Annotated in this window: 8 protein-coding genes and 2 pseudogenes; 2 read left to right on the top strand and 8 right to left on the bottom strand. The window is 44.6% G+C overall.

What is annotated here, in order from left to right; all coding sequences use genetic code 11:
• Positions 1-23 precede the first annotated feature (23 nt).
• The 5 genes and pseudogenes from AC1S8V_RS13370 to AC1S8V_RS13350 form a co-directional block, all read right to left on the bottom strand.
• Positions 24-1493 (bottom strand): annotated as a pseudogene (locus tag AC1S8V_RS13370) (Msr family ABC-F type ribosomal protection protein).
• Positions 1494-1985: 492 nt separating this feature from the next.
• Entirely contained in the window at positions 1986-3869 is a 1884-nt protein-coding gene (locus AC1S8V_RS13365) for a beta-glucoside-specific PTS transporter subunit IIABC (protein ID WP_482073990.1), read from the bottom strand.
• 210 nt (positions 3870-4079) lie between these two features.
• Positions 4080-4910, bottom strand: a complete 831-nt coding sequence (licT, locus tag AC1S8V_RS13360; protein ID WP_482073989.1) for a BglG family transcription antiterminator LicT — start codon at positions 4908-4910, stop codon at positions 4080-4082.
• A 385-nt stretch (positions 4911-5295) separates the two neighbouring features.
• Positions 5296-6738, bottom strand: a complete 1443-nt coding sequence (locus tag AC1S8V_RS13355) for a 6-phospho-beta-glucosidase (protein ID WP_482074474.1) — start codon at positions 6736-6738, stop codon at positions 5296-5298.
• A 431-nt stretch (positions 6739-7169) separates the two neighbouring features.
• Positions 7170-8000 carry an amidohydrolase family protein gene (locus AC1S8V_RS13350; RefSeq protein WP_482073988.1) on the bottom strand — a complete coding sequence of 277 codons (831 nt, stop codon included), beginning with the start codon at positions 7998-8000 and terminating at the stop codon, positions 7170-7172.
• Between the two features lie 322 nt (positions 8001-8322).
• On the opposite strand from AC1S8V_RS13350, the gene AC1S8V_RS13345 reads away from it, so the two are divergent.
• Positions 8323-10050 (top strand): cellulase family glycosylhydrolase, encoded by a 1728-nt coding sequence (locus AC1S8V_RS13345; protein WP_482073987.1) that lies wholly within the window; start codon positions 8323-8325, stop codon positions 10048-10050.
• Between the two features lie 129 nt (positions 10051-10179).
• A pseudogene (locus AC1S8V_RS13340) lies at positions 10180-11078 on the top strand (manganese catalase family protein).
• Positions 11079-11184: 106 nt separating this feature from the next.
• Here the strand turns inward: AC1S8V_RS13340 and AC1S8V_RS13335 are convergent.
• From AC1S8V_RS13335 to AC1S8V_RS13325, 3 genes are all read right to left on the bottom strand, one after another.
• Positions 11185-13167, bottom strand: a complete 1983-nt coding sequence (locus tag AC1S8V_RS13335) for a sucrose-specific PTS transporter subunit IIBC (RefSeq protein ID WP_482073986.1) — start codon at positions 13165-13167, stop codon at positions 11185-11187.
• A 26-nt stretch (positions 13168-13193) separates the two neighbouring features.
• Positions 13194-14669 (bottom strand): glycoside hydrolase family 32 protein, encoded by a 1476-nt coding sequence (locus tag AC1S8V_RS13330; protein WP_482073985.1) that lies wholly within the window; start codon positions 14667-14669, stop codon positions 13194-13196.
• A 347-nt stretch (positions 14670-15016) separates the two neighbouring features.
• Complete coding sequence (locus tag AC1S8V_RS13325) at positions 15017-16000, bottom strand: LacI family DNA-binding transcriptional regulator (protein ID WP_482073984.1); 984 nt, start codon at positions 15998-16000, stop codon at positions 15017-15019.
• Positions 16001-16026 lie beyond the last annotated feature (26 nt).

Genomic DNA, 16026 nt, shown 5'->3' with positions numbered 1-16026 from the left:
GTGTAAATATTCTTTAGTTCAACTTATATAGTCACCTGAAGCAATCGACGATCTGAAATCTGAAATTGTTGATCCGCTGTATTTTCAATAAACCTCTGATCATGAGATACATACAGAATCGTTCCTTCATACGCCTTGATAAAACGCTCCAACGCTTCCAATGCATGCATATCAAGAAAATTCGTCGGCTCATCCAACAATAGAATGTTATATTGTCCAAGAAACAAGTGACATAATTGAAGACGAATCGCTTCCCCTCCACTTAATGCCCCAACATTCTTCAGTAAGTCATTCCCTGTGAACTGCATTGCGTGCAACGCACTTCTAAGTTCTGATTCCTCATATTCCGAACGATTTTTCAGGAATTGTAATACGGTCTCTTTTGTCGTGAAACGATAGCTCATTTGCTGAAAATAACCGAGCTTTGCTTTTGGAGACATAGTGATCTGATCTCCGACATGGAAAACATGATTAAGCAATGTGCTTTTCCCACTGCCATTGGCTCCGGTTATCGCTATTTTTTGTTTTAATGGAACCTGAAAACTTACATCCTCCAACAATACGCGGCCTTCTACCTCAAGTGTAAGGCGATCTGCCATAATTGGAAATCGGTTGTGCAGCTCCAGTGTCTTTGGCTGACGGAAGATCATAGCCCGTTCCTCTTGCACTGCTTTTACCTCATGAAGTTGTTGCATCCGCTGTTCAATCGCTTTGGCTGCGCGGTGGACCGCTTTTTGACTGGTGCCTTTGGATTTTGTTTCAACCATGCGGTTTGTTTTTGCCTTGGATTCTTTTTTGGACATGCTTCCGGCCTGTGTTATTTTCTCGGCTTTCTTCATCTTTTCCCGGGCGGCCAGCTCCAAGCGTCTTTTCTCCTTCGAGAACTGTTCATGGGCCTGGTTTTGTTGTTCGCGCTCCAGCCTCTTCTGTGCCTGATAATCACTATAGTTGCCGGAATATACGTGAACCTCACCTTGATGGATTTCCCAGATCGTGGTCACCAGTTCATCCAGAACTGCACGATCATGACTGATCAGTACGATTGCCCCATAGTAATAACGCAATTCATCCAGCAAAAATGTAATGCCCTCTTGATCCAGGTGTGTTGTTGGTTCATCCAGTAACAGTACTTCATGATAATGAGTGAACATTTGAGCCAGTTTCAAACGGGTTTGTTCTCCGCCACTCCATGGTTGGTCGTGTTGAGGTATGGCTAATTTACTGAGTAAAGCCCCGTCAACTTCGAGATTCCCATTAGGCTAAGGTGCTTCAACTTGTTCCAAATACCCGAACTCTGCGTAACGTTTTACCTTTCCAACTGTGGGCTGAATCTGTCCCGCAATGAGTTTCAATAATGTACTTTTACCCTGACCATTCCCACCTACTACACCGATGCGGTCCAGTTGATGCACAGCCAGTCGCTCAATGTTCAGTACCATTTTATCCATATAGGTCATCTCAACCTGTTCTAATTCAAAACATATCTTTTCCATATTCGCTACCTCCGAAATAAGATTTATTTCGTATCGATAGCGAAGCACGCTTCTATCGATACGAGCTGATCGTGCCAGCTCGTATCAATAGAACAGTAACGTCATCATAGCGGTTACCTCCAGTAGTCTGTATTGAGCGCCTTTACCTAATTATTTACCTGATTAAGATAATCAGAAGAAAAACAAAGAATCACAGGCCACGGCCTGTGATTCAACGTAAACAGGAAAACGAGTGCTACAATTATTTTAAGGTCAGGATAACTGAAAATGACAGACTGATCCCGTTTACTCTGAACAAACGGTCAGAGCCTTTGAACGTATTCAATTACCGATTCAAAGGAAGGAAACGCAGTCTCATCGCATGTGTCATGTTCAATAATCCACCTTTCATTATCATGTAATAGATGTACAATTCTAATTATAATTTTCCAATTCCATCATGTCAACGGAACCGTGAAAACTCTAAAACATCGAATTTGTATCTATTCTATTTTATTCCTGTCCCTTTACGCTATTCAACTTCAATAGAAGCTCCTGGCTATGAACCTGACCTGTAGCCTGTGGAATTACTTCCTCGTAGTTGGCAGAATTCGTTACGATAATTGGCGTTACCGTGTGATACCCCGCAGCTTTAATCTGTGCAATATCGAACTCAAGCAACAGATCTCCCGCTTGGACTCTGTCCCCTTCCTTGATATGGGAGATAAAATGCTGCCCATCCAATTTAACGGTATCAACTCCGACGTGAACCAATATTTCAGCACCGGTGTCTGACACCACAGCCAAGGCATGTTTTTTCTTGAATGCAACGGTAACTGTACCGTCAAAAGGCGCTACAACTCTGCCCACAGCCGGCTCAATCGCAATCCCTTTACCCATTGCTCCAGATGCAAAGGCCGGATCTGGAACTTCCGACAATTCCACAATTGTTCCTTCGATTGGGCTAAATACAATTTCGTCCGTAGCATTCGTTGCACGAACAGGTTGCTCGGCAGAGGCAGTAGATTCGGTTTTTGTTTCTTCTTCGACCGGATCTTTGAAGCCCATGATGTACGTCAGTACAGCCGAAACAACAAAGGATACTACGATACCCAGAATCAATCCTGGGAAGCCTTGCCCACCTGGTCCGTAGAAGATTGGCAGAGTCAGCAATCCCGGTGCACCGGATGCAAATGCTAATGTACCCGCTTGACCAATGATAGCTCCACCAACAGCACCACCGATTACCCCTGCAATGAATGGACGTTTTAGTGGTAATGTTACCCCATAGATGGCCGGTTCAGTAATACCGAATAATGCAGTCAACGTGGATGATCCAGCCAGCGTTTTCAGTTTTTTGTTCTTGGTTTTCAGCATAACCCCAAAAGCTGCACCCGTTTGAGCAAAGATTGAAGCTGTCGCAGCTGGTTTAACCCCATCCTGTCCATACACTGCAACGTTGTTGATAAATACTGGAATCAGACCCCAGTGTATTCCGAAGATAACGAGCAGCTGCCAGCTTGCACCCATAACGGCTCCAGCGAGCAATGGGCTGAATCCAAATGCGGCAACGAGTCCTGCTGCAATTCCATTACCAACGTAGACACCAAATGGTCCGAATACCAACAGTGTCAGTGGTACCATAATCACTAGTAAAAACAATGGTGTAACAAAGTTTTTCACACTATCGTGAAGTGTTTTATTAAAGAACTTTTCCAACTTGCTCATGACAATGACAGCTAAAATGATGGGAATAACTGTAGATGAATAGTTCATCAAGATGACAGGGATACCGAAGAAATCCGTTGGTGTTCCCTCTGATTTCAACGTGACGATGGACGGATAGATCAGTGCTCCTGCAATCGTCATCGCTACAAACATATTTCCCTGGAATTTACGTGCTGTTGTAACCGCTAACAACAGAGGCAGGAAATAGAAGAGACTATCTGCTGCTGCATACAGGATTGTATATGTTGTTTCTGTCGTTTCCAGCCATCCGATATTGCTTGCAATCAACAATAACCCTTTTAGAATACCGGCTCCCGCCATTACACCCAGAAGCGGTGCAAATATGCTGGATATGATATCAATAATGCCCCCAAATCCTTTGGCTGCTTTGCGAGGTTTTTCTTTCTCTGATGAATCGTCCAGAATGTTACTGATTTGCCCAATGGCACTATAGACCTCAGGCACCTTGTTACCAACAACAACCTGGAACTGTCCCCCATTTTCTTTGACTGCGATAACACCTTCTGTTTTCTCCAATTTGGCTTTATCTGCCTTGGCATCGTCCTTCAATACAAACCGTAACCGTGTTGCACAATGAACAAGCGATTCCACATTTTTCTCACCGCCGACCAGTTCTACAATCTCTTTGGCCAGTTTTTCTTGACTCATGATCTGCACCCCCACTTTTTCTCAAACAGGCCCTTTACCGATTTTTTTGCACGCAAAAAACCTAAGCCTTGAGTGAGGGGACACAACGGTCCTGCCTTCTCATGACTTAGGTTTTGCCTGCATAACCAGTAACAATCCCAGTTAAATCGTATTCAATTCCTGTTAATCACATATTATTATAATTAAACCATTTTTGTCAACACTTAAATATTATCGATTGACTACTCGTTCGATATGAACGGTTAGATACAACTTTTCTTCATTAGTCAGCTCGTGATTGTATTCCTTTTTGACAAACAACTCTATTTTCTCCGTACACGCTGCGGCATCCGGATGTTTCTCCTTAATCATGTCATAGAAATGATCATAGTTATTGTCATAGTGAGTTCCACTGAGCACTCGCTGGGAGAAGAACTTCAGATGTGTGATGAAGCGAAAATAACTGAGTGATTCCTCGTCAAATTCCATTTTAAAATGATATTTCGCTATATTAATAATTTGCTGGATAAACTTCGTAATGTTCATCGTTGTAATGACTTCTTCGTTCATCTCTGCATTGACAATATGAAGGGCAATATAAGCGGCTTCATCTGCTGGAAGCTCAATATTCATGCGGGTGTTGATCTGTTCCAGCGTCTTCAGGCCCAGGGCGAATTCGGGCTTGTACAACTGTTTGATCTCCCACATTAATGCGTTCTTGATCTCCACGCCTTCCCGATAACGTTCGATGGCGAAGTTAATATGATCTGTCAGAGATACATAGATGTTCTCATTCAACTTTCGGCCCAGATTCTCACGCGCATACGTGATGATCTCTTCCACAATTTCAATCAGTTCCATCGGAACTTCGCGCAGCAGCATTTTGAAATTATCGGATGTTTGTTTGTTTTTCAGTGCAAATACTTTCTGGATGCGGGTCTCGTCTACTTTATCCCCCGGCTTTTTCTTAAAGGCAATCCCACGTCCCATCACCACAAGCTCTGCTCCATCCGCTTGATAGATGCTAATGACGTTATTGTTGATAACCTTTGCTATTTTCACTTCAATCCCCCCGTCACGTTCCACTCTCTTGGCAGTTATACATCGTCTTTTGGGCATACAAAAAAACCTGAAGCATCACAAAATAAACAAGACATGGTGGTCTGTTTTTTTTGGTGCTTAGGTTTTGCCTACGTCGTGTAGTAACAATCCCAGAAACGATATAATTGCGTCAAGTATAGCGCGAACCTGACTACATGTCAACGCTTTCAATGCGGGGACAAACGGAAGTCCCATGGTTATATAAATTGAACTAGAGAATATTTACACTTCTCCAGCTTTTTTTCTGTCCTCTCCGTTTTGTGTAAATGTTTAGTTCAATTTATATAGATGAAACTTCCGATGTTTTATTGCCGTACAAGACCATTTTAATTCAGAAAAATATAAACTACGCGTCGCCCAGATTGGTTCCGTTAGATTCGATCACATTTTTGTACCACTCAAAACTTTTCTTTTTCAGTCGTGTCAGCTCACCATGACCTTCATTGTTACGATCCACGTAAATGTAGCCATAACGTTTTCTCATCTCACCTGAGGATGCACTTACAATATCAATAGGTCCCCAGCTGGTGTAACCGATGATGTTCACCCCATCCTGAATAGCCTCGCCCATTTCAGCTACATGTCGTTTCAAGTAGTCAATCCGGTACGCATCATCCACTTCACCTTCCGGTGTAACCACGTCATTGGCACCAAATCCATTCTCAACAACAAACAGCGGCTTCTGATAACGATCATGTAGTTGGTTGGCAGTAATACGGAATCCTTTGGGATCAATCGTCCAACCCCATTCGGACTTCGCCAGATAGGGATTCGCTACCGAGCCAAATACATTGCCACTGGTCATATTTTTGATGACTTCCGGATCGGTACTGGTTGTACGACTTGAATAGTAGCTGAACCCGATATAATCTACGGTATGATTCTTCAAAATTTCCGCATCACCCGGCTGCATAACAATGTTCAACCCGTGATCTTTGAAGAAACGTTTGGCATAACCCGGATATTCCCCACGTGACTGCACATCAATGAAGAAATAGGACTCTCTATCTTTTTCCATGCCCTGGAACACATCTTCCGGATTACAGGTATACGGATAGAAGCTTCCTGCCGCAAGCATACAACCAATCATGGCACCAGGGATAATCTCATGACACGCTTTGACTGCCAATGCACTTGCAACCAGTTGGTGGTGAGCAGCCTGATATTGAATTTCCTTAATGTTATCCCCTTCATTGAACGCAAGTCCCGCCCCAAGGAACGGAAGATGAAGCAGCATGTTAATTTCATTGAATGTCATCCAGTATTTCACCTTGTCTTTGTACCGAGTGAATACCGTTGTAGCGTACGTCTCAAATAGTGTTACCAGTTCACGACTTCTCCAGCTGCCGTACTTCTCAATCAGATGCACAGGCACATCAAAGTGAGCCAATGTAACTACAGGTGCAATGCCGTTTTTCAACAATTCATCAAACAGGTTATCGTAAAATTGTAATCCTGCTTCATTCGGCTGTGCGTCTTCTCCTGTCGGGAAAATCCGTGCCCAGGCAATGGAGACACGCAGTGCTTTGAATCCCATTTCGGCAAACAGAGCAATATCTTCAGGGTAACGGTGATAGAAATCAATCGCTTCATGTGAAGGATAGAACTCGGTAGCAAGCGGCGTAAAGGCTGGAACATGACCTTTCATAATACTTCTGCGGCTCTCTCCTGTTGGCAGCAAGTCAACGATACTCAGCCCTTTGCCATCTTCCAGATACGCGCCCTCCGCCTGATTGGCAGCAATGGCTCCACCCCATAGAAAATCTGTAGGAAATTTAAAATTCGTCATCATCATTCTCCTTCCAAATATGTAGTTCAGCTATCCGCTCAAATCGTTAGAAATATTAAAAAGACAAAATATTTAAGTTGAACTACAGACAATTACACATAAACGGAGAGGACAGAAAAAATCTGGAGAAGCGAAGAGTTCGCATTTATCACCGGATTTCCCCTTTTAGAAAGGGATTCAAAAAATCTGGGGATAACAGCGATCGGAAGATTGTTCTGGCCGCGCAGTCGTCCCGTGTAAAATCGTTTGTTCAACTTAAATAGAAAAAACCCGAACCAGCCTGGATACACGAAATTGTGTAAACAAGCCAGCTCAGGTTATGCCCATATCGGTAACATTCCCAGATCATGATTATGCGGATTGGATAAAACTTTAGCAAGAATCAGAACAGTTGTCAACTTCTTGAAACCGGTTTAGCTTCGGATTGCCCACTACGTTATTTGATAGAACGCAGCACATGTACCTCCAAGAATCATCTGTTGATCTGACAGAGATAAGGAATGAATGTGAGTTGTTATGAGACCGTATACATCATTATACGAAGCCGAAACGTTGCTCACGGGCCAGTCGGATCCGAACATTAACCGTTCTGCACCAAAGGCTTCTATGGCGATATTCAGATAGGCTGTAAAATCCTTTGGAGTCCAATTTGCCCATTCTGCTTCCGTCACCATCCCTGAAAGTTTACAGTACGCATTTGGTTGTGAGGCCAATGACTCAAGTGCTTCTTTCCAGGGTGAGATTATACCTGATTTTATGTCGGGTTTGGCTAGATGATCAAGTACAAATCGCTGTTCAGGGAACGCCTTAACCAGTTCAACGGCATAAGGCAGTTGCTCCTTGGATACCAACAGGTCGTATGCCAAATCATACTCCTTAAGTAAGGAAATCCCCCGCTGAAAGTCTTCTCTCAATACATACTTCAGATCAGTTTCATCCTGTATGACATGACGTACGCCCTTCATATACGGATTGGACGCGAACATTTCAAGCTGATTCCGAACTTCATCCGAACAAAGATCCACCCACCCGACAACACCTTTGATACATTCATACTGATCTGCCAGCTGCAGAAGCCATTGCGTTTCTGTCAGTGATTGTCTGGCTTGTACCGCAATACATCCATCCAGTCCTGATTGGACCAATAAAGGTTCAAGATCTTTCGGAAGAAAAGATTGACGAATGGCTTTCATCTCTTCGCCAATCCATCCGTACTCGGCGACATTGTATTCCCAGAAATGTTGATGTGCATCCAGCTTCATATTAGATCCCTCCCAGGGTATTTAAATCTAATTATCATTAAAAAGCAACCATATGATTTTCATTTCCAATGAAATAAACGCTCACTACACAATCTATTAACATGACAAAATCACTGATTTTCACATGATTTTTATTCCAATTGTGCAGGTATTGTCCAATATTAAATCATGATATAGTAAATTACGAAAACGCTTTCAGTTCATAAATCGGTGGTGATTCCAGTATTAAACAAGTGAATTTTTGTTTGCGTTGAGCTCTATTTTCACCCTGCTTAACCGCTATTCACGTTCAACCATTCTCTATTCGAAGGAGACTATATTAATGAAAAAAAACCGCAAATCAGTCCTTTCTCTTACGCTTGTGACTGCCATGATTCTATCTCTATTCTCCTCCGCTATGGCTTCCGCTGCAACTGACAACAGCGAACAGGCCAGTACCTCAGCCGCTCCAAGCAAAATGCAGGCCTACGTGAACGCCATGGAGCCTGGCTGGAATCTGGGTAACTCTCTCGATGCCGTTGGTGAGGATGAGACAGCCTGGGGCAACCCGCGCATTACAAAGGAACTGATTCAATCGATCGCAGATGAAGGCTACAACAGTATCCGTATTCCTGTGACCTGGGAAGCCCACATCGGTGACGCACCCGACTACACAATTGATTCCGCTTACATGAATCGGGTTCAGGAAGTTGTGGACTGGGCCCTTGATGCCGATCTCTATGTCATGATTAATCTTCACCATGATTCTTGGCGTTGGATCAGTTACATGGAGAAAGACCATGACAACGTGCTTGCACGTTACAACTCCGCTTGGACTCAGATCGCGGACAAGTTCAAAAATGCATCCGATAAACTCATGTTCGAAAGTGTTAACGAACCACGCTTCTCCGAAGGCGGCACAACGGATGCGGCTATTGGATATCGTATGCTGGACGAGTTGAATACTTCTTTTCACAAGATTGTAAGAACTTCGGGTGGAAACAACGAGACACGTCCACTTGTGCTTCCGACGATGCATACCTCTTCCGCTCAACCTGATCTGGATGAACTGAATAAGACCATTCAAAAATTGAATGACACCCATATTATTGCAACCGTTCACTACTACGGGTTCTGGCCATTCAGTGTGAACATTGCAGGTTACACCAAGTATAACGATGAAGTACAGAAGGACGTTACCGATACATTCGATCGGGTGTACAATGCCTTCACAGCCAAAGGTATTCCGGTTATCGTCGGTGAGTATGGCTTGCTTGGTTTTGACCAGCACACAGGTGTCATTGAACAAGGCGAAAAACTGAAATTCTTCGAATTTGTTGGACAATATCTGCGTCAAAAACAGATGACAACGATGTTATGGGACAACGGGCAGCACTTCGGTCGCACAAGCTTTACTTGGTCTGATCAGGAACTATTTGATACCATGAAAGCCAGCTGGACAGGTCGCTCATCCACAGCCGAAACGGACCTCGTATATCTTAAGCAAAATGAAGCCATTCAAGATAAGAAGGTAAAGCTCAATCTGAATGGGAACAAATTCAAATCTTTGAAGAATGGCACTACCCCTCTTGTAAGAGGTAAAGACTATACGATCAGAAAAGATGAACTTACGTTAAAATCCAATCTGTTAACCAAATTGACAGCCTCTGGTGATTTGGGCGTAAATGCTACACTCACAGCTGGATTCAACCAAGGTGCTGACTGGAATTTCAATATCATTAAATATGATACGCCTACGTTAAATGATGCAACTGGTACGACCAGTGCATTTGCCATTCCGACTACGTTTAACGGCAACCAGCTGGCCACGATGGAAGCGACATATGCAAACGGAGAGAACGCCGGTCCACAGAACTGGACTTCGTTCAAAGAATTCTCCTACACATTCAGCCCAGATTACGAACGTAATGTGATTGAGCTGAAACCTAACTTCTTCAATGAAACCAATGATGGCGAAGTCACGCTTAAGTTCCATTTCTGGAACGGAGATGTGCTAACGTACAAAATCACGAAAAATGGAACCAGCGTTGTTGGTGTAGCTTCCAAATAAGAACTCATCTAACGTTCTGCTCAGAGCCCAAAGTTCTGGCAGAACGTTTTTGTTTCATACATTATCGAAGAATAACGTACAAGTGCCCCTTCATACCTTTACACTAACTAGGACTGAGGGGGAAATGTCATGTTTAAACGTGTAGACCGTCTTGCCATCGAACTACCCATATCGAATAATCCGGATCCAAATGGAGCAAGTGCAGTTCAAGAGTTGCTCGGTGGAAAGTTCGGGGAAATGTCAACATTGAATAACTATATGTTTCAGTCATTCAATTTCAGAGGCAGATCCAAGCTGCGTCTTTTTATGACATTGTTGCAAGTATTACCGCTGAAGAATTCGGCCATGTCGAACTTGTCGCCAATACGATTAATCTCATGCTTGAAGGTTCAACATCGCCCGGTGCTCCAGACTCCACGCCACTGCGTGTTGGTAAGGATGCACGGATGACTTCACATTTTATCGAATCTGCTCAGACAGCGCTCCCTTATGACTCCATGGGAAGACCCTGGAATGGTTCATATGTCGTGAGCAGTGGCAATCTGATCTTCGATCTGTTGCATAATTTCTTTCTTGAATGCGGAGCCAGGACGCACAAAATGAGAGTCTACGAGATGACGGATAATAAGACGGCCCGTGAAATGACAGGTTATCTGCTTGTACGTGGCGGTGTGCATGTTCTTGCCTACGCCAAGGCACTGGAAATTGCAACGGGTGTGGATGTAACGAAGATGTTCCCTATTCCACGACTGGATAACAAAGCTTTTGAAACGACACGTAAGTGGGAAGCGATGGGAGAACATCGCAGGCTGTACACGTTTAGTGACAAGGATTATCAGGGCATTGCCCAGATCTGGAAAGGAACACACCCAACCGATGGCGGTAAACTGGAGGCATTTGCCTGCTTGCCGGGTTATGGAGGGCCAGTACCTGAGCTGCCTGATCTGCCGGAAGAATTTGCACCAGGGATATCCGCAGAAGATCTGATGCAGATTGCAGAGCGACTGAAACGACACGCTGGCCTGTAGAGTCAGATTGACAGTACAGATGATCTGTTTCTTCGATTTCAACCGGCTGCACACAAAAAAGGGAAACAGGAGAGATACATCTCTACCATTTCCCTTATACTTGCCACTATTGCGGCTCAGTAAATTTAACGATTAGTACTGCTTCCCCATTGGCTTGAACATGGCCTGATGACGTTGCTGTAACCGTTGCTATCGCTTCATTTCCACTTGGGATCAACACGGGTGTAATCAAAGGCAAACCAGCTGCCTGAATGACATCCATGTCAAATTCAATCAACAATTGTCCTGCAGTTACACGATCTCCGCTATTCACATGCGCGGTAAAACCGTTACCTTTCAGTCCAACCGTATTAATTCCGATATGAACCAGCATCTGTACACCTGTTTCATGCTCCAGGATCACCGCATGTTTACTCTTGTTCATCACATGCGCAATGACTCCACCAAACGGTGCATACACTTTGCCTTCTGATGGCTCAATGGCGATGCCCTCACCCATGTGTTTTTCCGAGAACGCCGGGTCAGGAACCTGCTCCAGAGCAACGATGGTTCCGTTCATCGGCGAAGCTATTTCGAGCAGCTCTACCTTAGGACGATTGCTTGTAATGACTTTTTTAATTGAATCGACTTGTGAATCAGAATCCATAGTGTTAACTTCATTTGAAGACATGCCACTATTGGCGTGACTTACCGATTCCTCTGCAACGGGTTGATCTTTATATCCGAAGAACCAGGTAAGTGCAAATGCAATGGCCATGGCAACCACATTGGACAAGATGTACAAAGGCAGTTGGCTGTTCAAATAGAGTAATGTACCGGGAATAACCGTTACAGCCATGCCTGTACCTTGCAGATGGAACAGGGAGGCGATGAAACCACCCACACCACCACCAACCAGTCCCATAATGAATGGTTTCATATACCGCAAGTTAACTCCGAAGATGGCTGGTTCGGTAATTCCCAGAAATGCAGACAACGAAGACGGTAATGCAAGTGCTTTGAGCTTCGTATTTTTGGTCTTCAGACCTACTGCGAGACAAGCCGCTCCTTGTGCTGCCATGGCACAGGTAATGATGGCGTTGAACGGATTAAATCCCGTCTTTTCCAGTAGTTGAATCTCCAGGAAATTGAAGATATGATGCACACCGGTAACGACAATAATCTGATGGAAGAAACCAATGATGATACCTGCAATTCCGAACGGAAGATCCAATACGGCAGTTGTTCCATGCAGAACCAACTCTTCAAGAGAATGGAACACTGGGCCAATGGCGAAGAGTCCGAGCGTAATCATGACTGTTAACGTAATAAAAGGAGTCAGGATCAAGTCCAGCGCCTCCGGCACCCGTCTTCTTAGAATCTTCTCGAACTTGGCTCCGATCAAACCTACGAAGAACGCAGGCAGAACTGAACCCTGATAACCCACGACAGGTATGAAGCCGAACATATGCAGCGGCTCTGCTGATCCATCTGCCACCGCGTAAGCATTCGGCAATGCCGGATTGACCAACATTAGTCCCAGTACGATACCAAGCACCGGACTTCCGCCGAATACGCGGAATGCGGACCACGCTACAAGCGCAGGCAGGAATGCAAATGCCGTATCCGTCAGGATCTGAGTGAACAACAGGAAATTGGCCGAGATATCATCAGGTGTGGCACCGAACAACGCCAGAATTTCATTCTGGGTAAGTAATCCGCGCAATCCCATGAACAAGCCTGTAGCTACCAGTACGGGAATGATGGGTACGAATACGTCACCAAACGTGCGAATAGCCCGCTGAAAAGCGTTCCCTTCTTTTTTTCCCTGACTCTTCACATCATCCTTGGACGATCCTTCGATTCCCAGCTTCTCGACCTCTTCAAAGATTCGATTCACCGTTCCCGTACCGAAGATAATCTGATATTGACCCGAGTTGAAAAAAGCCCCTTTGACCTTCTCGATGTTCTCGACCGTTTTCTGATCAATCTTCTCTTTATCTTTCACCATGATGCGAAGACGTGTTGCACAATGTGCAAATGATGCGATATTCTCTTTGCCCCCGATGGCATGAATGACTTCTTGGGCAATGCGTTGATTCTCCGACATGTTATCTCATTCCTCTCACGTAATACTTAATAATTCCATTGGGTTGCTTCAAAATCAGCTTTGCCTCCGTGTGCAAAGAAACGAATGTCCACACTGTTCCGTCTCGGGAAAATACGACTGGTAAAGACCTCTTCCCCATCGTTCACGAAAATCTCAACCGAAGAGGAATCCACGAACAGATGGAACTTAATCTTGTCTGTAGTAAGCGTGCATCGACGGATCGTACCATTTTGTTCTGCCAGCTTGGCACCAGCCATGGTCCGATCCAAGACAACTTTCTGTTCCATTCGATCATACAGGAGAACCGTTTTCTCAGCTCCATTTGCCCGGAATTCGATGCCGACAGTCTCTGCATCTACATGACTTATCTCACATATCAGCTCATAGGCAATCCCCTCGAAACCAGCGAAGGATCGACTTTCATTATCAATCGTTGCGCGAATATGAGTTCCTTCCTCCTGCTGACGCAATTGGATGATTTCAGCCACTGGTTGTTGGATTAACTTGCCGTCTCTCCGTGACAATTGCCGAGGAATGGTCAGGCAATGAGCCCAACCACTCTCATCTGTGGGATACTCCAGATCAGGAAGTCCCATCCAACTAACCAGAATACGTCTTCCGTCCGGAGCCTGCATCGTCTGCGGAGCGTAGAAGTCAAATCCACGATCCAGTTCCTGAAATTCACCATGATTGAACTCTCTCGTCTGTAGATTGAGCGGGTCACCGATCAGATAACCGGACTGAAAAATGTTCTGGTAATGATCTCCCGCAGCATCTAGGCCTTGTGGGGAAAATACAAGCACACCTTTCCCGTCCAGCTCCATATAATCCGGGCACTCCCACATATAGCCGAAGTTGGTTAATCCGGTGCGGATCTCACCAAGAAACTCCCAGTTCTTCAGATCTGTTGAACGATATAACACCGTACATCCCGTCTCGTCTGTTCGCTGGGCACCGATTACGCAATAATACATCTCCCCCTGCTGCCACACTTTCGGATCTCTAAAATGTTCCGTATATCCCGGTGGCACCGAAGAGATTAAGGGATGATTCAATTTACTTACTGAACCGCTTTCATCCAGTACCGCCAAGCATTGATACGCATGTCTGACCCAAGCCTCATCCCTGGTATTGCCTGTATACAGCAAGTGCAGCTTGCCGTCTTTTTCAATCGCGCTACCGGAATACGCTCCGTGCGAGTCATACCTGTCACCCGGTTCGATTCCAATTCCGACATTTTCCCAGTTCACCAAATTCTTCGAGCGGGTATGGTACCAGTATTTCATGCCATGTTCTGTTCCAAGCGGAAACCATTGATAGAACAGATGATAATAGCCTTGATAATATGCAAAGCCGTTAGGATCATTAAGCAGACCCGTTATGGGCTGAATGTGGTAACTCTGTCTCCATGGACACTCGGATATCCGTACTTCAAGCTTCGCAATCTCTCCAGGCTCAGCTTGCTCAATTCGTCTGTAGCGCTGCTCTCTAGTCATTTTCATAGCTGTTCTCCATTCTTGCTTATATAAGTTAGACCAAGAAATTTCACACTGGGACTACGATGGCAGAACAATCCTCCGATCGCTGTTATCCCCAGATTTCCTGATCCCTTTTCTAAAGGGTGAAATCCGGTGCTAAAGGCGAACACTACGTTTCTTCAGATTTTTTCTGCCCTCTCCGTAAATGTTTTTTTCTTATATAACTTATACGAAAATCAAATTATAGGAACCGGTTCCGTTATAAGCAAAAAAAATAATTCCATATGGCATTCGTGCCTGCCCGTGTTCCCATATCCGAATTGGATATTCACAATGGAACCGGTTCGATGGAATTATCATAAAGGATGTTTTTATAATTTGTCAACGCTTTCTCGAGGAATAAGTTCAACATCAAGTGTTGTTCGTTCTTCAACCGACTCGCCTTTGACCAGACGAATAATGTGATTCGCCGCTACTTTGCCTGCCTGCAAATAATGATATTTCACAGTCGTCAGCGTGGGGTGAATCATCTCCGTAATATCATATCCGCCAAATCCGGTAATGGATAAATCTTGCGGTATTCGAATTTTATTGGAGAACGCAATCTTCATTACACCCAGTGCAATATTATCCGTAGCCCCTACGATGATTGTTGGTGTGATCTCTTTCAGGATGGCTTCAGCGGTAACGATGGCTTCAGACATCTTGAAACTCGTCTCATAATACTTCACTTCACATCCACCACACTCGGCGATTGCTCGCTGGAACCCTTGTTTACGATAGATCCCTACCGCCCGATCTTTCTCGCTAACCCCCATATACACGATCTTGCTGTGACCCTGTTCCACGACATATCTGCCCATCTCATAACCGGCTTGATCATCGTTGTGAACCAAACTGTGTAATTGCTCATGCTGCTGCCCGACCAACAACACCGGGATACGTATATCCTCCACTGCTTTCAGATGTGCTTCTGTCACTTCAGCAGCCAAGAGAATAATCCCCGATACCTTCTGTCTTGCAAAATCATATATGGCATCAATCTCGCGTTGCATGTCCTGGCTTGTATTTGCAATCAGCATCTGATACTGATTACTCCTCAGTTCTTCATCGATTCCGATCAATGTCTGGGATGTCGCAAAAGAATCCAGTCGCGGAACTACCGTACCGATAATACTGGTCTTCTTTGCCTTGAGACTCTGTGCAAATGTGTTGGGAACGTAATTGTATTGTTTGATAATTCGCTCAATCTTCCGGCGTGTATCTTCACTAACCGATCCTCCATTCAGGAAGCGAGAAACCGTGCTCTTCGCTACACCTGCCATCTGAGCGATATCAGAAATCGTTTTATTCATAAAGACTCCTCTTGATTTCATTACTG

Source organism: Paenibacillus sp. B46(2026), from assembly GCF_056786355.1.
This window is presented reverse-complemented; position numbering and strand designations above follow the sequence as displayed.

Excerpts from the sequence above, each read along its gene's own strand:
- AC1S8V_RS13365 (WP_482073990.1), bottom strand. The coding sequence starts at position 3,869 with ATGAGTCAAGAAAAACTGGCCAAAGAGATTGTAGAACTGGTCGGCGGT.
- AC1S8V_RS13355 (WP_482074474.1), bottom strand. The coding sequence starts at position 6,738 with ATGACGAATTTTAAATTTCCTACAGATTTTCTATGGGGTGGAGCCATT.
- AC1S8V_RS13350 (WP_482073988.1), bottom strand. The coding sequence starts at position 8,000 with ATGAAGCTGGATGCACATCAACATTTCTGGGAATACAATGTCGCCGAG.
- AC1S8V_RS13345 (WP_482073987.1), top strand. The coding sequence starts at position 8,323 with ATGAAAAAAAACCGCAAATCAGTCCTTTCTCTTACGCTTGTGACTGCC.
- AC1S8V_RS13335 (WP_482073986.1), bottom strand. The coding sequence starts at position 13,167 with ATGTCGGAGAATCAACGCATTGCCCAAGAAGTCATTCATGCCATCGGG.
- AC1S8V_RS13330 (WP_482073985.1), bottom strand. The coding sequence starts at position 14,669 with ATGAAAATGACTAGAGAGCAGCGCTACAGACGAATTGAGCAAGCTGAG.
- AC1S8V_RS13325 (WP_482073984.1), bottom strand. The coding sequence starts at position 16,000 with ATGAATAAAACGATTTCTGATATCGCTCAGATGGCAGGTGTAGCGAAG.